This is a genomic window from Sphingobacteriales bacterium (assembly GCA_016711285.1).
Classification (GTDB): domain Bacteria; phylum Bacteroidota; class Bacteroidia; order Chitinophagales; family UBA2359; genus JADJTG01.
In genome coordinates, this window is sequence record JADJTG010000002.1 from 53,403 (window position 1) to 76,503 (window position 23,101).

Genomic DNA, 23,101 nt, shown 5'->3' on the forward strand with positions numbered 1-23,101 from the left:
AGAGGGGCGGCTCTATATAGAGCCGCCCCTCTTTTTTTAAGGATAAAATCTCACAGCTAAAAAATTTAGCGTGCTACTACAAAACGAACCGTTGCTTTATTACCTTGCACATCTTTTACATTCAAAGTATAAGAACCGTTGAGTAATTGAGCTACAGCAATTTGTTCATTGTTGTTGCCATTGCCATATTGTTTGCTGAACTGCATCACACTTTGTCCTAAAATATTTACTACCTCAAAAGTAAGTTCCTGAGCTGTGGCAGTGGCAAATTGTACGTTCAACATATCGCTGGCAGGCACCGGCGATACGCTCAACTGACGGATATTGAGTTGCTCCAAACCCACAGTTTCATTGATAGTAACATTGGTAGTATATACATTGTTGTTGCCATCGGAGTCAAAAGCGGTAAGGGTAACGGTGTAAATGCCCGCAGTTGGGTACAAGTGTGGCTCCGGATTTTGTTGCAAAGAAGTTGTGTTGTCGCCCCAACTCCAAAGATAATTGGTAGCTCCTTGTGAAGTATTCGTAACAGAAACCGTATTATTATCCTGATTAACTGACACGGTAAAATCAGCTTGCAGTGCAACAACACCTGCATAAAATTTCACACTAATACCTTCTCCGTAAGAAACACTGTTCCAAATAATATTACCAGCATCATCTTTCAGTTCAACACTGCCTTCCGTAACGCCTGCATCGCCATTGGTGCAAGAATGAGAAGTTGGATTGATAGGACCTGATAAAATACCATCGCCATAATCATCTGTGAGCTCCAAAGTATAGCAGCCGTCATCGCTGATGGTAATGTTGTCGGTATAAGTAGTTTCGCATTGCAAAGTGCCGTTTTGGGAAATAAGAGTACCACTGGGACTTTTTACTTTCCAGTGAATTTCTTCAGGCCATTTGTCGGTATGCAAAGTCATCGTTAAATTTTTGGAAGATTGGCGGAAAGTAATATCTTTTGATGCTTCATTGTTGCTGTTATCATCATCAATAGCACCATTCGGCAAAGAAACCTCCACTTTTACTTCAGCACTTTTTTTGTCGCCGATAGCAGCAAATATTACTGTTTCGGCATCAAAAGTTTCCAAATTACCTGTCCAGTTTTTGGTTTCTTTGAGTTCACCGCCAAAGTACAAATCCAATTTCGCGCTCGTAAGGTTAGTGCTTCCTAAGTTCTGAAGCATAACTTTCGGTGTAAAAGACTCGCAATTCTGGAACTCTGCATCGCCGGTATAGCTCACAGCGCGTGCATTATTAACACCGGATTGTGAAGGGCAGTTTAAAGAGGCTAAAGCAGCATATTCGCTGGCTTCGGGCTGATTTAATTCATAGGTTTCCTTAGACCCCGGACAAATCATATAAAGAGTCGGGAAATAAGCAATATTGTAATTATCGGGCATAGAGCCGGTTTGGTTAATAATAGGGTAAGCAATTGCTGAAGCCCAGTCACCCGCCTCGCCGTCGGGGTGTTGCAAATCATCGGTTGTTTGGTCATCACCTTCCAATGCCAAAAACACCATCGTATTATCGCCGTTGGGTCCGTGTTCTTCATACGCCTGTTCCAAAATAGGAGCATACGCCCAACAAGGTCCACACCACACAGCAAATACATCTAAAACCACGATTTTTCCTTGGTCAAGGTACTCATACAGATGATGTTGATTACCGTCTAAATCAGTCAATGTGAAATCAGGGGCAATAGTACCGGGTGCTAATTGTGCTTGAGACGATTGGGTACTTAAACCCAACAGCAAAAAAGCACTACATAATAAATGTGTAATTCTTTTCATTTGATTTTGATTAAGAGATTTTTTGTTTGAGGTAAAATTATAATTTTATCATTCAATGACAAAATTTATTTAACCCTATGTATAATAAATGTAAAAATTTTACTTACCCTGTCCGTTTTTTATCAAAAATAACATTTTATGTGTAAATTTGTTATTATTAACTTTTTTAACACTTATTTTATAACACCTTACATACACATGAAGCATTACTTTTTACTTGCAATTTTATTGGGAACTTTTTCGGCACAGGCTCAGGAAGCTGGAGTACGCCGATTTCCTATTTTTGAACATTTTACTTCGAGTAATTGCGGTCCTTGTGCACAGCAAAACCCAATTTTTCAAGAAAATGTTCTTTCAAAAAATTATGGAACTATCCACCACATTGCTTATCACACGAATTTTCCTGCTCCCGATACCGATCCCATGCATTTATTCAATAAACCGGAGGCATTGGCGCGGCAAAATTATTATGCCATACAGGGCGTACCCAATATACGCGGCAACGGCACTGACTACGGTAGTCCGGTAGCAGTGACACAAGAAGTAGTGAATGACTTGAGTCGCGGCAAAAGTCCGTTGGGTGTTAAAGTAAGTGACATGATTATGGGCGATATGCACCATGCAACCGTCACCATAGAAACAGCAGCAGCAGCAGAGTTTGGCAACAACCTGAAATTGCGTGTAGCCATTGTAGAAAAATTGGTGGAATATGTTACGGCACCCGGCAGCAACGGCGAAAAAGAATTTCCAAATGTATTCCGCGATATGCTCACCGACACCGATGCTACTTCTTTGGGCGAAAGTGTCACGCCGGCTCCTGTAGGTCAAAGCCTCTCTTTTAACTATACTTACACTATGAACGAAGTTTGGAATCCTGACAATATATATGTAGTAGCTTGGGTGCAAAACGATGATACCAAAGAAGTGATTAATTCGGGAGCTACCTACGACCCAAAATGGCATATTGATACCAACGATCAACCTTTTAAAAAAGGAACTGCTCTGCAAGTATCTGAATTTAACGGAGTGTTGGTTAATGAGGGCGAAGCTGATGATTTTGAAGTACAGCTTCTTTCTCCTACACAAGATTGGCTCGCTACTATGGAAATCAACGGTACTACTTACGATGCCAATGCTACAAATGTAGTGAGCTTGCCTGCCAACTCCACCACTCCCTACAAATTGAAAGTACTCGTAGGTCCGGCGGGAGGCATTCATCGTTTTTCGGTATCGCTCAAACAGCAAAATACAGAGTATTCGCCCAACAGTAATCAGTTTTATGCCATTGCTAATGTACGCGACTTAGTGCTGAATAATGCCTTGAGCGGAAACGGAACAACCAATACCGATATATTCAACGGCAAATACTATTCAGATGGTTTGGCAGCCGCTGGCAATACTACATACGGCAATTTAGATGTACTAGCTTATAATCAAGCTCTGCAATACGATGTATTAGATGGTATAAAAAATATTTATTATAATATCGGTTGGACTTTCCCTGCTTTTACCGATGAAACTATCGGTAATTTGGTAGCGCACCTAGCAGGCGGCGGCAATTTGCTTGTTTGTGGTCAAGATGTGGCGTGGGACGTATTCGACACCGCCTCCGGCTCTGCCAACGGTACAGCCGCACAGCGTGAGTTTTTGAAAAATTATATGGGTGTAGATTTTTCTAACGATGGCAGCACTGCCAACAGCCAGCTAACCCCTGTTGCTGATGACGAAATATACGGCAGCTTAGGAAATTCCGCTATCGCCCACGTATATGTAGATGGTAGCGACGACTTTTTCTATCCCGACGAATTAACCCTTGCAAGTGGTGTAAGCACTGCCACTGCCACTTTTAAATACAACAATGGCACAAAAATAGCAGGTATCCGAAACCACACGCCTAACTACAAAACCTCGTATTTGGGTATCGGTATTGAAATGATTGAAAACGAAGCCGTGCGCAATGAATTTATGAATATCACACACGATTGGTTCTATGAAGAAGTAATTATTGACGGTGTTACGACAATTAACGACAAAAAATTCAATTTATTTCCCAACCCATGCATAAATGATTTATATTTGTCTTCAGTTCAAGACAATCAGTACGAAATTGTAATCAGTGATGCGCTCGGAAAAGTAGTGTTCCAAAGCAATCTGGCTGCCGATACACAAAAAATTTCTTTGGCACATTTAACCAAAGGTGTTTATTGGTGTCAAATGAAACATTCAGGAACAATTTTTGATACTCGTTTGTTAATCAAGCAATAACAAGTTTTATACACACGCACATTTATAATCGGTTTAGATTATTTTTTTAACTTTTCAGCATTTGTTGTTTTATTTATGAGGAAAATATACTTTTTAGCGATTTTATTACTAAGTATAGCGGTAAAAGCGCAAAGTCTGCAGTTTATAGAGGAAGGTCCGATTAATGTGGGTTTTATGCCCAGCACTTCGCTCACTTTTTCGCCTGAAGTAGAGGTACTTAACTCCTCTACGGGTAAGATAAATGTAGTATGGGAACGTACCATTATTAATATGCCTAACGGTTGGGAAGTTCAAATTTGTGACCCCAACTTGTGTTATTTATCACAAGTGAGTTCCAATCAATTCCAACTTAATGGCGGGTCAAAAGCAAAAATGAAAATGGGTGTACAAATTGTCAGCGGTGCACCTACAGAAGGCTGTGCAATAATAGAATTGAAAGTAAAAAATGCTGTAAATCCCGACATCAATGATATAATTATTTTCAATATGTGTGCAGATGCTACTGGTTTTAACACGGTAATAAGTACACGTAAAGATTTTCGTATTTTCCCAAATCCGGTTACTTTTACTTTAAATTTGGAATTTAGCGGCTATGATTTTGATGAAATCAACGCTATTGAAATTTATAGTTTAGTGGGTAAAAAAATTGATGTAATTTATCCGCAAAACCTCAGCGATGTGTTCCAATACCCCGCTTACGATCTCTCCGAAGGTATGTATTTGGTAAATATTGTAGATCGCAATGGCAGAGTTTTAGGAACTAAACGTTTTTCAAAAGTGGATTAATCTGTAATCATTCTTTATTTTCCTCTCATCTAAAAAATCTAAACAGATATAAATATTTTTACATTTAAATTTATAAAAACGGCGGACTTTTTTTAAAGTCCGCCGTTTTTTTTGTACCTTAAAAAATTAATCGTTTTTTTGTACCCGATTATTTAATTAATAAAATTTATGAATATCACCCAATCCGAACAATTATTTCAAAGAGCCAAACAACTGATGCCCGGCGGTGTTAATTCGCCGGTACGCGCCTTCAAGTCGGTGGGCGGCACGCCTGTTTACATGGAGCGCGGCGAAGGCTGTTATATGCACGATGTGGACGGCAACCGCTATATTGATTTCTGCTGCTCGTGGGGACCGCTTATTTTAGGGCATCGCCCGCCGCAGGTAATGGAAAAAATCCAGGAAGCCCTCAGCAAAGGAACAACTTTCGGAACGGTAAATCCTTACGAAGTAGCATTGGCGGAGTTGCTCGTCACACATCATCGTTGCGTGGAGCGAGTGCGTTTTGTGAGTTCGGGTACAGAGGCGGTGATGAGTGCAGTGCGGCTGGCAAGAGGCTTCACCCAACGCGATAAAATCATTAAATTTGAAGGTTGCTATCACGGACATGTGGATTATCTGATGGTAAAAGCCGGCTCAGGACTGGTGACTTTCGGCGAGTCGTCATCGGCGGGTGTGCCTGAAGTATTTGCAGCACAAACTATTGTGCTACCCCTCAACGACCTCGACGCTTTGGAGCAAACAATGCAACGCATCGGTAACGAAATAGCCGCTATTTTGATAGAACCTATACCTGCCAATAATGGCTTATTGCTGCAAGACAAAACCTTTCTGCAAGCCCTACGCCGCTTGTGTACGCAATACGGCAGCCTCTTGATTTTTGACGAAGTAATTTCAGGGTTTCGTGTGGGCTTTGAAGGAGCAGCCGCCCACTATAATATCACCCCCGACCTACTCACCTTCGGTAAAATCATCGGCGGCGGTATGCCTGTGGGAGCTTTCGGTGGCAGAGCCGATATTATGAAACTCATCGCTCCCGAAGGTGCAGTATATCAGGCAGGCACTTTGTCGGGCAATCCGGTGGCAATGGCGGCGGGTTGGGCACAATTGCAAGCCTGCTTACAAGAAGGATTTTACGAAGAATTGCACAAAAAAACGGCATTTTTCTGCGATATAATCAACACACATTGCCGTCAAAAAGGCTATCCGGCTCATTTATTTCATATAGATTCTATTTTTTGGATTGCCTTCACTTCCGCCGACCATATTGCTGATGCCCACTCCATTGATGCTGATAAAATGGTGTATTTCAAGCGTTTGTATCCTTTGTTATTGGAGCGTGGTATTTATTTAGGTCCTTCGGGCTACGAGGTCGGTTTTGTTTCGCAGGCACACAGCTACGATGTATTACAAACGGCGGCACAAGTGCTGTGCGACTGTTTGGATATTGTATTTTCTTCGTAAAAAAATAATTTATTAATTGCAGAAAAAATGATAAATGAAGCATTGCTGTCGCACATTTGGCAATATCGTTTGTATGATATTGCCGAAAAAAACTTGTGCAGCAGTGAGGGTGAAAGTATTACAATATTACAAACCGGAACCAAACACAACCACGCAGGTCCTGATTTTTTCAATGCACATATCAAAATCGGAGATACACTCTGGGCAGGCAACGTGGAAATTCATACCAAAGCCTCTCACTGGCTGCAACACCGACATCAAAACGACTGCGCCTACGATTCGGTGATTTTGCACGTGGTGTACGAAAACGATGCGCCGCCCCTGCACCGAACCGATGGCACTTGCATACCCACCTTAGAACTCAAATCGTATTTGCCTCTTTCGGTGGTAGAGCGGTATCGTCTTTTGCAACACGCCCCCACACAACCTGTTCCTTGTGCAGCTATTTTTCCGAAAAACGATATTTTGCGCCTTTCTTTTTGGCTCGACCGTTTGCTGGCGGAGCGTTTAGAGCAAAAAACCGCCCTTTTTCAGTCGTATTTGAGCTATTTGGATAATGATTGGGAAAGTGCTTTTTATTGGGCATTGGCAAGAGCTTTCGGTGCGCCACTCAACAGCGATGTTTTTGAACAAGTGGCTCGTTCTTTGCCTTTGCTGGTGCTGCGCAAAGAGGCACATCAACCTCACAGTGCTGAAGCCTTATTGCTGGGGCAAAGCGGTTTTTTAGAAACGGTACCACCCGACGACACCTATGCGTTGCACCTGCGCGAGCATTATCTTTTTTTACAACACAAACATCAATTACAGCCAATTGCGGTATCGCAATGGAAATTTCTGCGTTTGCGCCCTGCCCATTTTCCTACCCTTCGTTTGGCGCAGTTAGCGGCTATTTTACAAAAAAATGAAGGGCTTTTTTCAAAAATAATAGCCGCCCCCGACCTAAAAAGCCTTAAATCTCTACTAAAAAGTAAACCTTCGGTGTATTGGGATACGCATTATATGATAAGAAAAAGCATCAAAGCCTCCACCCACCAAATAGGCGAACAGTTTTTGAATACTTTGCTCATCAATACCGTTGTTCCGGCGATTTTTGTATATGGACGCATACAGGCACAAGACCATTTAGAGGATAAAGCCCTGAATTATCTGACAGCTTTGCCCGCCGAAAAAAACAGTATTATCAGCGATTGGGCAGCTTTGGGCTGGAAAGCCGCCGATGCTCATCAAAGTCAGGCACTGTTGCAATTGCGCAAGCACTATTGCGATACCAAACGTTGTTTGGAGTGTATCATCGGCGCGCAATTATTAAAGGGGTAAAGTATTCTTTGCGAAGATGAACAAAAATCAGTTTTAGTACAGTTTAAATTACAGACTCAAATTTTATACCCCTTAAAATTATTTACCACCTACACCTTCTCTCGCCAAAGTTGTACGGCAGTACCCAAAATCAGGAGCAACAAAAACACCGACCCCACCGTGGCATACATCGTGCCTTTGGCTACATTTTCCGGCTCAAACTTTAACTCAATGCGATGCTCGCCTGCGGGTACGCGCAAAGCACGCAGCACATAATTGGCACGAATCAGCGGCGTTTCTTTATCATCTATATATGCTTTCCAGCCTTTATCATACCACATCTCCGAAAACAACACCAATTGTTCGCTGTTGGCTTTGAATTGATAAGTGAGTCGGTCGGGGTGATATTGTGTGAGGGCAACGCTGCCGGTGCTGTCTTTTTGTAAATTTAAACCTGCCAGTTGCGCTTCAAATTCTTTGTGAATAAAGGCTTTTTCCTGCGGATTAAAGTCTTTCAAACGGCTGATTTCTGTATCGGCATCGGGCACTATTTCGTAGCTGCCTACCAACCACGCATTGCCTGCTGCCGCCGGATTAGGCACTATTTTTCCGTCTTGTGTGATGATATACTTCGTATTGAGCATATTCAGCACCGACTGATTATTTTGTGAAATATGTTCTTCTATAATATCCTGATAGCGGCGCAACTTGGCGGCGTGATAACCCCCGATAAGTTTGTGAAAATTAGCACCACGCGAATCATTAAAAGGACTGCTTGTGAGGTCGAGTACACGGTACGATAAGGCTTTGTCTTTCATAATTTGTTCATCGGCGGCAGTGGGGCGCACTTCCGATTTTTTGGCACTTTTGAAATCATCGGCATTTTGGTAGCGTTTGCTCACCTGCCACATATCGCCCAGCATCAACACAACTACTGCAGCTATTACATAATCGCTGCGCATTTTTCCTTTTAAATACAACCACAAAGCACCCGCCGACAAAGCTATCAGCACTGCCGAGCGCAAGGCATCGTTGCGCAACATAGCGGCGCGGTCTTCTTCAAGAGCTTGTAATAACCAAGCGTATTGTTTAAAATTGGCATCGGTAGCCCCCGAAAAATCAAAAACAGCACCGCCTAATAAAGCCAGCAACAAACAAAAGGCAGCCATTGCACCGCCGACATAGAGCGTTTTTTTCGCTAATTGTTTATGGTCATCGGCGGTATAAAAAAGTTCGCGCAAAGCCAAAGCCGCCAAAGCTACTGCACACAAATGCGCCATAGACAAGGAGGAAGTAAAAGCGCGGAATTTGTTGAAAGTAGGAAAATGGTCAAATAAGAAATAATTAAAAGCGGCAAAATTTTTACCCCACGCTATCATCACAAATAAGAGCATACCCGCCAGCAACCACCATTTGCTGTAATGGCGAGAAACGATAACACCCAAAACTGCCAAAAACAACACAATTGCTCCGAAGTAAAAAGGACCTGACACACCGGGTTGTTCGCCCCAATAAGTAGGGGCTTGCTTTACAAATGACCGTGCCTGCTGCGGATTTTGTTGTTTGATGGCTTTGTAAGTAGCCGAATTTTCGCCTATATTTTCGGTAGAAGAACCGCCATAAGCATTGGGAATGAGTAAATTGATACTTTCGCCTACGCCATAGCTCCAGTGATAGGCATATTCTTTATCCAAACCACTTGTTCCTGCTTCCTGCCCTACCTCTGCTTTGCTCAGAATAGCTTTGCCGCGAATGGTAGCTTCGGCATATTCGTAGTTGGTGAGCAAAGAGCCAATATTGGGAGCTAAACCGATAACAACAGCAAGAAAAGCCACCGCCGTAGCGCGCAAAAATTCTAAAAACCGCCCCAAGCGAGCTGCCTGTATCAACTCCGACACCCCGAAAACAAGCGTAAGCAGCAGCAAATACAAGGTAATTTGATAGTGATTGGCGATAATTTCGCAGCAAAACGACACTGCTGTCAGCAATGCGCCCCAAGCGTATTTTCCTCTATAAATGAGTATCAGCCCCGCCATAAATGCCGGAACAAAGCCCAAAGCAATAATTTTATTGATATGTCCGGCATCTATCAAAATAGCATTGATGGTAGATAAACCAAACACTGCCGCCCCTGCCAAACTCCACCAACGCCGCGCTCCCAACACCGACAACAAAATGTACATACTCAGCATACACAGCAGCACCGTACCCAAAGGATTACTCACACCGGCGTAGTAGCCCGTAAAAATGCGGTAAAGCGGTACAAACCAGTTGCCGAAATGATGCCCCCAGGTTTGATAGGTGGGCATTCCCGAAAACATACCATTGCTCCACAAAGGGGCTTTTCCATCTTTTTCATAAAATGCTTTTGTTTCTGCCTGCCAGCCCAACGCCGACACCGTATCGTGCTGTTCGAGAACTTTGCCGCCCAGCATCGGATAAAAATAAACAGCGCACAACAACAATAAAATGCCTACTGCCACTAAATGCGGTAAAAGGTTTTTTATAGAAAAACGCATGGTATAATCAAAAAAATAAAGAAAAATTAAAATAATAGCATCAAAAGTAAGGTTTTTTTTAAAAAAGTCATTAAAAATAGCAATGTCAGATAGAAGTTAAATTGTATAAATATATAATTATCAATAGGTTGTGAGATTATAAATGATTTTTTATAAAAAATAAATCAAGATAAGCGTAATTTTGCGGGTTATTTTTCTTTTCTTTTCTAAAAAGCCCCCTGGTAAAAGTGAATTTACATTTCAGAAAAAATATCAGTATTTGCTTACTGCTGCTACCCCTGCTGCTACCCCAATGGTGTCGTAGCGAAGGAAATGGTATTTATCATATTTTAAATGAAGAAAAAGATGCTTTACGCTGTCGTTTGGATTTGATAGCTCACGCCGAAAAAGAAATTTTATTGTCGTATTATATCTTTGAACCCGACTATGTAGGTTTGGTAGTGATGGAGGCACTGTTAGAAGCAGCAGCACGCGGGGTTAAAGTTAAAATGCTGATAGACGGAAATAAACGTTTTACACAGGAAATGGCGCAGTTTTTATACGAACACCAAATAGAAGTGTGTATTTACAATCGCGGGAAACTGCCTTATATTTCTACTTTTACCAACCGTCTGCACGATAAAATATTTCTTACCGACCAAACACATCTGATAACCGGAGGCAGAAATATCAAAAATGCTTATTATTCCTTAGATGAGCGCAACTTTGTAGATTGCGATGTATATATACGCAATGCCCAAATAACGAGCGCGGCACAAACACATTTTTATGCTATGTGGAACAATAACCGCGTGAGCAGTTTCAACCGCCGCCGCCCCATTGACGACACCTATCGGAACAACATACAACAACAAATACAAGAAGCCCGCGAAAAATTGCAAGCAATTGGCACGCTTACCGATGCTCAAAACCAACTCTCTTATTGGGAAAACCCACAAGAATACAGCAGTTCTCAAATTGATTTTTATTTCAACTCACTCAATAATGTCAATAAATATTTTGCAAAAAAAGACGGTGCTGTATCAGATTCTCTCTTGTATTTGGTAAGTAGGGCGCAAAAGTCTATTTGTATAGAAAATCCTTATTTTGCACCGGGCAGACGTTGGCGCAAAGCCCTCAAAGCCGCCACTGAAAGAGGCGTACATATAAGGGTACTCACCAATTCGGCGGCAACCAATGATATATTGCTGATGCAGGGCGTGTACTTGAATATGCGCCGCCGCCTACTAAATATGGGCTTGGAATTGTGGGAATATAAAGGACCAAAGATGGTACACATGAAAACGTTTATCATAGACGACAGCATTTCCGTTATCAGCAGCTATAACGTGCATGCCGTTTCCGACCGTTGGAACACCGAAGTGGCAGCCGTTGCTTTTGAGCCGGACATCGCCAAAGAACACCAGCGCGTAATGCAGCACAATTTGAGCAATGCCGTACAAATTTTACCCAACAATCGTCCCGCACAAAAACGAAATATTCCTTTTAAATACCGCTTTCGTACCGCGCTCAATCGCTACACACTTTCTTTATTGTTGCGCCCTGTGCTTTAATTTTTTTATGAACCTATCACCTACATGGAAGATAAAATACAATCTTTTCGGCAACCTTTGGTCACTGCTACGGGTATTATTTTAGGGTTTATTCTCAACTTTGCCGCCACTTGGGTAAAAACCGAAAGCCCCCTACCCGACTCTTATGCCTATTTCGTGGCAATCTGTATTTTGTTGGGTGTGGGTTGTTTAATTACCACCTTGTATCGCTTGTTGCGCTTTGATTATCCGCGTGAGAAAGGAGAAATTTATTACAGTTTTTCATTGACGATTTTTATTATCGGGTTGGTATTATCATTTATAGGAGTGCTCACGGATATGTTTATCAATTTTATGGTTGATTAAGAGCCTGTTGTGTAGATATTTTTCTGTTTTAAATTTTATAGAATATGTTCAGTTCGCGGATTTATTTGTTTTTCTTTCTGTTTTTTATCTCTGCTTATTTTCAAACCTTTGCTCAAAATTCCGTTTCCACGCCTTTCAGTATTGTATTGGAGCCGCTTCAAATTCCCGAATTAGGAGGCTTGCAATCCTTTGCTTTCGGGCAGCACGAGGATAAGTACTTGATTGTCGGAGGTCGCTTGGACGGATTGCACCGCCGACAGCCTTTTGCAACTTTTGATGTAGCGGGGCATAACACGCAAATTTTTGTGGTAAATCCTGCTACCCGCGAAAAATGGTCGGTTTCTTTGGACGGACTGTCGGCTTCGTTGCGCGAGCAATTAAGCTCCACCAATATGGAATTTTATCAGGAAGGAAACTATCTGTACCTCATCGGAGGCTACGGCTACAGCCCCACCGCCGATGACCACGTTACTCACAACCGCCTCACCGCCGTTGATGTACCTGCACTGATAAACGCCATTATTCAAAAAAAACCGATTCAGTCGCATTTTCGCCAAATGACAGACGACAACTTTGCCGTAACAGGCGGTCGTTTAAGAAAAATTGATGAGGTGTATTATTTGGTGGGCGGACAAAAATTTATGGGTCGCTATAATCCGATGGGACCCGACCACGGACCAGGTTTTGTGCAGGAATATACCAATGCCGTGCGCCGCTTCACTTTACGAGATGATGGCAGTTTTATTTTTATCAAACACCTGCCCGAATGGAACGATAGCCTCATACTGCACCGCCGCGACTACAATTTAGTGCCGCAAATTCATCATAACCAAGAGAGCCTCCTTGCGTTTTCGGGTGTTTTTCAAAAACAAGCCGATGTCCCTTTTCTAACCGCCGTTTATATCGACAGCACCGGCTACCGACAACAGGAAAATTTTTTACAGCACTACAATCACTATCATTGCGCTACCACTTCGCTCTACGACAGCAGTACCCAAATTTCGCACAGCCTCTTGTTTGGCGGCATTGCCGAATACTACGACAGCAGCGGCGTGCTGATACACGACTATAATGTTCCTTTTGTGCGCAGCATTGCCCGCATCGCCTACGCCGAAGACGGCACCTTGCAAGAATATCTGCTACCCAATAAAATGCCTGCGCTTTTGGGGGCTGCCGCCGAATTTTTGCCTGCCCCGCAAGTGCCTCAATACAACAATGGCGTTATCAAATTGCACCAACTCCGCGAAAAAGTGAATTTAATCGGCTATTTATATGGCGGTATCAACAGCACTGCAGGTAATATTTTTTGGGATAATGAAGGCGAGCACAGCACCGCCAGCACTCAATGGTATAAAGTTTATGTTTTGAAAAACGATATTTTGGGAGCACACAGGCTCAATACACACAGCACACACCCCTTTCAGCTGCAAATATTGCCGCTATTGGATAAAAAATTATTACAAATCACTTTCCAAATGCCCGAAACCGCACCGCTTGATATTTATATCAGCGATGCAACAAAAAAACCACTTCATCAAAGCAATTTCAGAGAAAAAAATAAAGGCGAACACTCCCTGAGTTTTAAAATTGATAATTTGGATAAAGGAGGCATCTATGATGTGCGCCTTGAAAGCGGCAACCTTATCATTGAGCAAAGAATAATTGTAATTCCTTAATATAAGGTAATACCATTAAAATAGCTATTTGGCATAGTTGTTTTACAGACTCAATTTTCATTTGTATTGGCTGATATTAGCAACAATATCAGCCCACATCATTACAGAATAGCAGCCTTTATACACTATGTCATTTAGATATTTATTTGGTATAAGTTGCCGTACAAATATACAATAAGTAAATTTTATACCAAATAAATATCTAAATGACACAGTGTGTAAAATCTTCTATTTTGTAATGATGTGGCTGATATTATTGCTAATATAAGCCACTTTAAATGGAATTGAATTAGTAAAATAACTATGCCAAATAGATATTTTAATGGTATTAGTTAAAAACCGAGCGAATTGCTCAACTATATTCGGCAATATCTTGTTGTTGTTGTAATAAAAATTGATTGTAAAAAAACAAGACCTGTGATACAGCTTTTTCTTACTATTATCGGAGTATTTTTATTTGATCTTTATATCTACAACGCTTTTCGCACAGCCACACTTGCGTCTTCTCCTGCACTGAAATATACCATACGCATTTTGTTTATAATCATCAGTTTATTCATCATCGGTATTATGGTAGCGATGGAGATGGGCTATATTTCGCGTCATACGCCTTGGTTTCGCAATATAATAGCTCCTGCTATTTTAATGATAGTGCTGGCTAAAATCGTTATTTTTTATTTTTATTAATAGAAGACGGCACACGCATAGTGCGCTGGATAGTTTCTTATTATCAACGACAACAACACCCAACCCGCTGGGCTTCGCGGGCTACTTTCGTGAATCAATTAGCTATTATCGCCGGAATATTTCCGGCAGCCACTTTTTTACACGGTATGTTGCGCAATACTTACAACTATAAAGTTCGTAATGTAAACATCGCCCTGCCCAACCTGCCTGATGCTTTTAAAGGCTTTAAAATTTTGCAAATTTCCGACATACACATCGGCAGCCTGAGCGACCGCGACAAAGTAAAACGCGGCATTGACCTCATCAATGCACAAGAAGCCGATGTGGTGATGTTTACGGGCGACCTCGTGAATGCCAAAGCAGACGAAATGGACAGCCAATGGATAAATATTTTTAAAGAAATAAAATCCAAACACGGTATTTTTTCTTCGCTCGGCAACCACGACTACGGCGATTATGTGCGTTGGGCATCTACTTCGGAAAAAATACAAAACCAGAGCAACATCAAAGATTTGCACAAAAAAATGGGCTGGCGATTGCTCCTCAATGAGTTCGAAACCATTGAAAAAGAAGGCAGCAAATTGGCGGTTATCGGGGTAGAAAACTGGAGCAGCAAACCTTATTTTCCGAAATACGGCGACCTTAATCGTGCTTGTACAGGCTGCGGCGATGCCGATGTGAAAATTTTATTGTCGCACGACCCCACCCACTGGGACGGAGAAGTGCGCACCCAAAAACCCGACATTGACCTTACTCTTTCGGGGCATACTCACGGTATGCAATTCGGTATAGAAATAGGTTCGCTGCGGTGGAGTCCGGCGCAATATGTGTATAAACAATGGGCGGGCTTATATCAGGAAGGCAAGCAGTATTTGTATGTAAACAGGGGTTTTGGTGTGTTGGGCTATAAAGGTCGTGTGGGCGTGATGCCGGAAATCACCGTCATTACCTTAGAAAAAGGCGATACAAAAACAGCATAATCGACAATGCGATGAACAAGGTTCTTTCTTTGTTTATAAAGAGAGCCGATAAAAAAGCGGGTTGTTTTTTTTAAAAAAACAACCCGCTTTTTTTGGTATTTATTTTTAGCTTTTTTTAATTCGCCAAAGAGAAAGTAATACGGATACCGCCACGACTGTTGGTAATCGGGAAGGAAGCCGAAGTATAAGGTACGGTGCGGGTGCGGTCGTAGAAAAGAGCCACTTTTATACGGTTGTTCACTACATAATCCACGCTCGGCGAAATACGAATGGTTTTGCTGCCCGCCGTAGGTTGTGCCGTTTTTTGGTCAAGTTGGTAATTTAAAGTGCGGCTGTCGCGTACCGAAAAGTCCATCTTCACATTGATGTCGTTTTTGAGTGTAACGGGATTGCCTCTGCGATTTTTTATCGGCAATTTTAATCCTTTAAAACGATAACCCGCTCCTACCGTAATTTCTGAAGTGCGCATTTCGCTCAGTTGCCTGTCCACAAACAACAAGGAGATACTGCGTTGTTTTTTATATTCAAATTTTCCGGTAAATCCATTTTTCATTGTTGCCTCTCTACCCAATAAAGGGCTGAATTGCTCATTGACCGTCAAGTCGGGAATACGATATTGTACCTGAAAGTTTCCGCTCATCGTATCTATTACCACCGGTGCAATATAATTCGGGTCGTATTCAAAAACCTGCCCTTCAAAATACAAATTAGAGGTAAAAGTATTGACTGTGTAAGTTGCCGAATAACTGTGTCCGATATTGATAGTGGTGAATATATCACGCAGTTTGGGCAATTTTGCCAAACCATTGTACTGCAAAGTCCAGTTCGGGCGCGGCAATACATTCAGGGCATTGTTGATAGAAACTTTATTGGCATCTTGCTTGGTATATGCCGCCAAAAATGCCGGAATAATTACTTCCTGCGAAAAAGGACCATAGCCTTTTGCATAGTCGGAATTATACAAGCTGTCCAAAGGATTAAAATAAATTTCGCCCTGCGATTCGGGGTTAATGGCTTGCAAACGTTGCGAAATAATTTTCCGGTTGATTTCAAATTGTTTAAAGGTTTCTGAAATGCGTGCGGTGTCTAATTTGTCGAAGGTGGTATTGATGGGCAAAAATGTAACCGAATAATTTCCGGTTTTTCGCGGAGTGAGGTGCGCAAAACGGTCTTCTTCGTTCATTTTAAACAACTCATTATAAGTGTCGCGATAGGTTTTGTTCCAAATCAAATCAATTTTAAAATCGCGGAAAGGTTCAAATGCGGCTCTTGCTTCCAAACGTCTTTCGTAGGTTTGCCGAAACTCCTGATTCAGTAATTTATTGTCAATAATCCAACCTTTTTCGGCAATATCGCTCAACCATGAAGTGTCGGGCTGCCAACCGCTTACAAAATCCCAGCCCGGAGCTTGCACACTCAAATTTTGCCCCAATACGTCGGGACGATTTTCGCCGATAAAGCCAAAACCCGCTATTTGCGTGCTGCGTTTGCGATTATAAGTAATTGCCACACGATTTAAACTGAATAGGGGTTTCAGGAATATTTTTTCTGCCAAAGATGGTGCTGCTGCCACACTTTTCTTTTCTTTTTTATCCTTATCTTTTTCCTCTTCTTTGGCATCTTTATCTTTTTTGTCTTTATTTTTATCTTTTGGCGGAGTATTGGTAGATTTTGCGTTGTACAAACGGTCAAAATATTTAATCTTGGTCACAAATTTGCGCACATTAAATTCGGCATTGATTTGTTCGCTGCGTCCGTTTTGAATAAAATTACCATTGCTCAAGGAATCCAAAGTGCTAAACGGATACACCAACTTACGCGGTGGGCGCGGGGCGGTTGTCCATGTGAAGTCCGCATCTAAGCGGGTGCGCAAGGTTATCCAGTCCAAAATCGGGAATTTATTCAAAGGCACGTTATACGATAAGGAGGCATTGTGGTTATAATCCAAATCACGACCGCCCGTTTTTATGTTATCATAAAACACTTTTCGCTGTTCTTTATTGGGGGTGGGTATCAATGCTCCCGTCAGCGAGTCCATCGGCTCATCAATGCGCGAGCGGTTCATAGCATTAAAATCCAGCGTAATAGATTTAGTCAGGTTGTGTTTTAAACCGTATTCGCGCGTCCAGATAAAATCTTTATTATAAGAAGTGGGTGCTTCAAAGCCGTCATTTTCTAAATTTCGCATTTTTATCTTAAAAATAGACCTGTCCACTTTGTTGCGGAAGGATACATTAGAAGGCACTAAGTTGAAATTAATGTCTTTGATAATTGCCAGATATTTGTTCTTAGAGGTGATGATTTTATTAAATGGTTGAATGTATGTTGCCTTACCCGGAAAAGTATATGCCAAAATACCTGTATGCTGCTTGTCGTTTTCTATTTCAACAATCGGGTCGCGGCGGTCTTTTTCGGTATAAATGTAAGTAAGATTCCAATTCTCTATGTCGTAAAAATGTGGCTTGGCAGGTTTATTATTGACCGGTGGTGGTAGTGCTCCCGCACCTGCTGCCGGCACAGGGTTGGCGGCGGGTTTGTTGCCACCGGCTGTTTTCACTTTGCGCACGTTGGTAAAGTTCAGGCTTTTCACCGACTCGTAGGTTTGTGCTACTTTTTTGATGGAATCGGCATATTCTTCTCCTTTTTTCAATTTTACCATATCCAATTTGTCCTCCATTTCTACATCGGTATCGTAGGGGTCGTACTTCGGATTGCTGATAGATTCTGAAACACCGGCATACATCGGTATTACCAAGCCCCAGCTTTTGGGCAGCAATTTATCTAAATTCAGATTAGAAGTGACATCATACTGATAATAGGTGTCGCGGGTGCGCTGTGTCACTTTTTGTTCCAGCGAACCAAAACCCGGTGTGTGCATATTTCCTGTCACAGCTACCGAACCCAAATCAGCCAATTTGGCATTGGCACTTGCTATCGCCGCCCAGCCGCCGCTTTCGTCAAAATCCGACAGGCGCAATTCATTAAACCACATCTCCGCACATTTTGAAAAACCATCATCGCTGCTGCCGAGTTCTTTTTGTTTGGGGTTGCGCACACCGAGCATTATTACTTTTGCTTTCCCGATGTCGGGGCTGCCTACCACCGTAATTTTATTGCCTTTGTCGTCTATTTCGGTATAGGGGCGCAGCCAACTGTCGCGCGGGATAAAGTCTTGATAATTACGGCGTTTTTTCACATCTACCAAATCATCTAAATTAATATCCAAATTATTTTCGGTAGGCCAAGTGAGTTGGCGGCGTTGGTCTAAGGGCGTGCCATCGGCGATGAGGCGCGTAATTTTTAAAGGAATTTCGTACTCGTAATAGTTTTCGGTAAAGTCGTTACCAATGCGGATAAATGCCGTAATATCGCCGTCTTTGAGGGTTTGTCCGTTGCGCTCTTCGGCGTGGATAAACATACGCAGGCGTTTGAAAAAGCGCATGTCAAAACGCTCCGTTTTGAAAGCGGCACGCGCATAGCCATCGGGTATATCGCACACTTGAACCGATAAAGACTGCTCATTTTGGCGCAAAGGCGTAGTACTTTGATTAAAAAATTGTTCGCGCTCTACACCCGGCGGCAACAAATATGGAATAGGTACACGCGCCGAACTTTCTTCAATACCCACCGAACCCAGGTTAAATTCGCTGAATTGTCCGTTATCATCTGGCAAATACTCACCTTCTTCTACCAATGATGTCAGATATTTACGCCATTGATTGCGCACCAAATTAAATTCTGTCATACGACAAACCACCGTATCTTCAAAGCCGGTTAAATATACGCGCATAAATTGTATGGCGCGAAAATTTTCAATGCTGCCGTATTTATCCGTATAATTATAAATAGGAACACGGAACTGATACCACGTTTGGGCATTGCTTGTTCCTTCATTTACTACCCTTTTGCCGATAATAAAATTGCTGTTATTGGCTGCGCCGTCTTCAAGGCTTTCTTTGCTCAAATTAATTTTATATTCAAAATATTCTTCGCTCAGTTGCAAAGAGTTGTCGTTGTTTAAATCTTCTGCATCGGGCAAATTGGTGGAAGAATTGATTTGTTGCCCCTGCGATTCTGCCGCATTTCCTTGCTGGTGGTTAAAATGCGAATAACGCTCTGCCATCGCTACTGTACCGACATAGTGGTTGTCATCGGAAAAATGGTAAAAGTCGTCATTCGAGGGATCGCCTAAAATAATGGCACGGGCATCAGGGTTGGTGACAATGCTTTGCACCGCACTCAAATAGTCGGCGAATAATGCGTTTTCGCCATTATTATCTACCCCGTCAAAACCTACGTCCTGCGCAGTGCGCACCGACAATTCGTTGTCAAAGAAATTGGTGATGGGGCTGTTCAAAGGACGGCGTGCCCAAGCAGTGGTATCCACATAAGCCACACCACCCGGACGTGGCAAAGCGTTTTCGGCAAAAGGACGACCTGCATCTTTCAAAATATCTTCCGAAACATTTCCCAGATTCAAATACAACTCACCCGAATTATCCGGTTTTTCAATAAAAGGGTCTAACATCCAAAATTCTATAAATTCCACATTGGCTTGCTCAAAGTCGGTGATGTCCAAAGCGCGTTGCATGCCTCCCCAGCGACTGGCAGGGTCAAGCAATAAACCGTCTCCATCTAAACCCGCCGACACATCGGAAGGTGCGGTGTCAAAATTGTAGGGTCCACGTTTTTGAGGAAAGAAGGCTAAGTTTAAAGTGCGTAAATAAGAAGCCTGTTGTGCATTCACCTGACGTGTGGGAAACAAATCGGTGATGTTGATACGGCGATAAAACGGCGAAACTTTATCCGCAGCCGGAATATCATCTGCCTGTACATTGTTGCCAAAGCCTGTACCTTGCAAATTGCCCTGCTCAATGGAGTACCAGTTGAATAAAGCGCGGTTGTAGCCGTAAGAACGGTCGTTGAGGCGTTCGGCTTCGGGAAATCTGTTGTTGGTCGTGCGCGGCGTGGCTGCCAGCGTCCAGCGCGTCAGCGGAAATTCCATCGAAATCGCATTTGCCGAGCCTTCAAAGTCGTCAATAAATACCGTGCCTTCTTTGCCGATGGCGCGGGCGTGTCCCGGAATAAAACGCGCCACCTCGCCGTACATCTTCACACTCGAAGGTTCTTTGGTGCTGATAAGTGGCAATTTATCGAGGGCTTTTGTGAGCCAGGGCGTTTCGGCAAAATAATTCATATCAAAACCCACCATTTGGTTGGAGATGGGGTCGTCGCCGTAGTTGGTTTTGGGGGTAAAAGGTCGCTCCGACAACCAAACATGTGTAGCTCCGAGCGTGAAATCTTTATTAATCCAATAATCTAAACGCGTACCCGCAAAGGTTTTGGTCTGAATACCAAACAAAGTATTGTCTTCAAAAGAAATATTTATCGGCAAGGCAGAGTTGAGATAAGCCTGATTGATAATCGTGACACGTCCCAAACTGTAATTGACCGTATAATCCACACCTTCCGTCAAAGTGAGACCGCCCGAAGTAACTTTAATAGAGCCGGGCGGCAAATTAAATGCACCCACCGTAAATTCATTGCTCTGTGAAGATTTATAAGAACCTTTTATCACAAAACGATTTTTTTCGGGCACTTGCAAAGCGCGTATTTTGGTATCAACGTATAATTGTTCAAATGCGTATTTTTCGGCTATTTCCTGTTCATTTTCGGTAAATTTAGTGCGTAAATCCGCTCCGAAAGGCTCTATCACCGGAAACATCAAACGACCATTGCGGGTAAAAATGGTGATGTTGTCGATAAAGTCAAAAATACCATCGGGATAGGGGTCGTTTTGTAAATTGAGGCGGTCTAAATTGAGTAAATTAATCAAGGAGCGTTTTTCAGTGGAACTACCTTCCGACAAATAGCGCGTAGTTCCTTTGCCCGGATTTTCATAATATACATTTAATTGAAAATCTTCTTTACTTAAGCCAAAAGTACCCAAACGATATATATTTTTCATCATCAAATCCCAAATCGGCAAGGAGGGTTTTTGCTGTACATTTTTGAGCATTTTGGCAAAAATGAGCTTTTCACGTCCGTTTTCGGTGGAAGATGTATTGCTGGAATTGGGCGTGATGTCGGTGGAGAGTTCGCCCACCTGAAATACTTTTCCCGTCAGATTGTCGCGATAGCGAAAAGAAACCGCCACAATATCATTGTCCTGTGGGGTTACGTTCAGGGAGATAAAACCCAATTTGGGGTCAAAAGTGTATTCGTTGGGCTGCAACAAACGTGCTTCGGCGATGCGATAGTCGTCGCCGTCTTTCAAGCCGAGTGCATCGAGATAAATGGCGGCTCTGTCCATTTTGCGAATATCCACCGGCGAGGCGATGAGTTTGCGGTGCAGGTCGTTGGCTTGATAGTCGTAGCCGGGAACTTTGGGATCATCGTAGTTGCCCGGCAATTCGGAGCCGGGGGTTACCTGAATGGCATTCTGATTCCAAAGCGGACGCACGTCGCTTTCGCCCAATTCCATAAAAGCCACAATGTCTCGGGTGCGCTCGGTAGCTCCACTGCGGTTCGTTATCCACACTTCTATATCCGTAATTTCTACCCGCGAATTGATATAAGGTAAATAAGCTAATGCTTCGTTGAAGTGGTTGCGAAAATAATGTGCGAGAAAAAAGTTGCGGTCTTCTTCGTAATCATATCCAGAAATTTCAAATTCACGCTCCAAAGCACCGTTTTCTATACGAAGCTGATTGGGTTTGGAGTTTTGTTGTGAAATTACATTTCTTACCGTCAGACGCCCGAATTTCAGTTCCGACTTCAAGCCCATCAACGACTGGCTGCCCTGAATGAGCGTGGTGGGCAAAGGAAAGTTGATATTGCCCGCTTCTAAGCGTTGAATGATGTCGTCTTCATCGCCGGTATATGCCAATCCGATTTGACGGTCGAATTTGAAAGTGGATTTTGTATTGTAGTTGGTGGTGAGTTTTATTTTTCCGCACACATCGCCCGTGGCACTCATATTGATGTTCTCGTCAAACATAAATTGCGCCGGACGATTGCGCACGCGCTCCGGTAAAGTGGGGTTCTCCAAACGTTGCTTGGAAAAGCCCATCTCTACTTCAATATTTCCGGTAGGTTTGATGGATACTTCGCAACCTTCGCCAAACACGCGCCCCAAAGCTCCGCTTTTCATGGATAAGCCGTTGCCAAAAATAGAGCCTGCTCCCGCGCCTGTATTGTCGCCTTCAATGAGGGAGTTGCTGGGGTTTTGCCAATAATCCGACAGTGATTTGTTTTTAGATTGCTCCAAAAAATCATTGAACTGAATATCCGCTCCCGGACGGTAAGGCAAACCACCTACGTTTTCTTCTACTTCGTAGGAGTTGGTTTCTGGATTGTACTCTACTTGCTGCTGAATGGCGGGCGGATCTTGCAAATCAAAGGAATTTTCATTTTCCCATTGATTTTCATCATAGAAAAAATTTTCGTAGCGGTCTTCTATCGGAAACAATAAATCATTGGTATCGGCAGGTGCCATACTTCTGTTTTCTTTTTCCGTTTCGGGAGCTACCCATTCATATAAATAGTTTCTTTGCTCATTATTAGCAATAGCAATGCCCGCTATAAAAATAGGCAAGAAAGTGAGCCAAAAGGGTCTTTTTTTAGTAAAGTGCACGTTATTGACGGTTGTTTTAGCTTTTTAGGGTATTCTCAGGTAAAATTGAAATCTATTTTATTTCCACAAATACATCACGACACAAATAACATTTTGCCGCT

General features: G+C 42.6%; 12 protein-coding genes. 9 read left to right on the forward strand and 3 right to left on the reverse strand.

Going from position 1 to position 23,101, the window contains the following annotated elements; all coding sequences use genetic code 11:
- Positions 1-65: 65 nt before the first annotated feature.
- Complete coding sequence (locus IPL35_00495; GenBank protein MBK8441967.1) at positions 66-1,793, reverse strand: redoxin domain-containing protein; 1,728 nt, start codon at positions 1,791-1,793, stop codon at positions 66-68.
- Between the two features lie 198 nt (positions 1,794-1,991).
- On the opposite strand from IPL35_00495, the gene IPL35_00500 reads away from it, so the two are divergent.
- The 4 genes from IPL35_00500 to IPL35_00515 all read left to right on the forward strand — a co-directional run bounded on the left by IPL35_00500 (position 1,992) and on the right by IPL35_00515 (position 7,625).
- Complete coding sequence (locus tag IPL35_00500) at positions 1,992-4,058, forward strand: Omp28-related outer membrane protein (GenBank protein MBK8441968.1); 2,067 nt, start codon at positions 1,992-1,994, stop codon at positions 4,056-4,058.
- A gap of 75 nt (positions 4,059-4,133) precedes the next feature.
- A complete protein-coding gene (locus IPL35_00505; GenBank protein MBK8441969.1) occupies positions 4,134-4,844 on the forward strand; it encodes a T9SS type A sorting domain-containing protein in 711 nt (236 codons plus the stop codon).
- Positions 4,845-5,012: 168 nt separating this feature from the next.
- Complete coding sequence (gene hemL, locus IPL35_00510) at positions 5,013-6,308, forward strand: glutamate-1-semialdehyde 2,1-aminomutase (GenBank protein MBK8441970.1); 1,296 nt, start codon at positions 5,013-5,015, stop codon at positions 6,306-6,308.
- A gap of 27 nt (positions 6,309-6,335) precedes the next feature.
- The gene (locus tag IPL35_00515) at positions 6,336-7,625 is read left to right on the forward strand and encodes a DUF2851 family protein (GenBank protein ID MBK8441971.1); all 1,290 of its coding nucleotides are present in this window, start codon (positions 6,336-6,338) and stop codon (positions 7,623-7,625) included.
- A gap of 89 nt (positions 7,626-7,714) precedes the next feature.
- On the opposite strand, the gene IPL35_00520 is transcribed toward IPL35_00515, so the two are convergent.
- Complete coding sequence (locus IPL35_00520) at positions 7,715-10,087, reverse strand: YfhO family protein (protein MBK8441972.1); 2,373 nt, start codon at positions 10,085-10,087, stop codon at positions 7,715-7,717.
- 263 nt (positions 10,088-10,350) lie between these two features.
- Between IPL35_00520 and IPL35_00525 the strand changes: the two genes are divergently transcribed.
- The 5 genes from IPL35_00525 (at position 10,351) to IPL35_00545 (ending at position 15,364) form a co-directional block, all read left to right on the forward strand.
- Positions 10,351-11,676 carry a phosphatidylserine/phosphatidylglycerophosphate/cardiolipin synthase family protein gene (locus tag IPL35_00525; protein MBK8441973.1) on the forward strand — a complete coding sequence of 442 codons (1,326 nt, stop codon included), beginning with the start codon at positions 10,351-10,353 and terminating at the stop codon, positions 11,674-11,676.
- Between the two features lie 24 nt (positions 11,677-11,700).
- Positions 11,701-12,021 carry a hypothetical protein gene (locus IPL35_00530; protein MBK8441974.1) on the forward strand — a complete coding sequence of 107 codons (321 nt, stop codon included), beginning with the start codon at positions 11,701-11,703 and terminating at the stop codon, positions 12,019-12,021.
- Positions 12,022-12,065: 44 nt separating this feature from the next.
- Positions 12,066-13,697 carry a T9SS C-terminal target domain-containing protein gene (locus tag IPL35_00535; GenBank protein MBK8441975.1) on the forward strand — a complete coding sequence of 544 codons (1,632 nt, stop codon included), beginning with the start codon at positions 12,066-12,068 and terminating at the stop codon, positions 13,695-13,697.
- A 417-nt stretch (positions 13,698-14,114) separates the two neighbouring features.
- Positions 14,115-14,384, forward strand: a complete 270-nt coding sequence (locus tag IPL35_00540) for a hypothetical protein (protein ID MBK8441976.1) — start codon at positions 14,115-14,117, stop codon at positions 14,382-14,384.
- Positions 14,385-14,404: 20 nt separating this feature from the next.
- Complete coding sequence (locus IPL35_00545) at positions 14,405-15,364, forward strand: metallophosphoesterase (GenBank protein ID MBK8441977.1); 960 nt, start codon at positions 14,405-14,407, stop codon at positions 15,362-15,364.
- Between the two features lie 115 nt (positions 15,365-15,479).
- Here the strand turns inward: IPL35_00545 and sprA are convergent, their stop codons facing one another.
- Positions 15,480-23,000, reverse strand: coding sequence for a cell surface protein SprA (sprA, locus tag IPL35_00550; GenBank protein MBK8441978.1), 7,521 nt, complete (start codon positions 22,998-23,000; stop codon positions 15,480-15,482).
- Positions 23,001-23,101 lie beyond the last annotated feature (101 nt).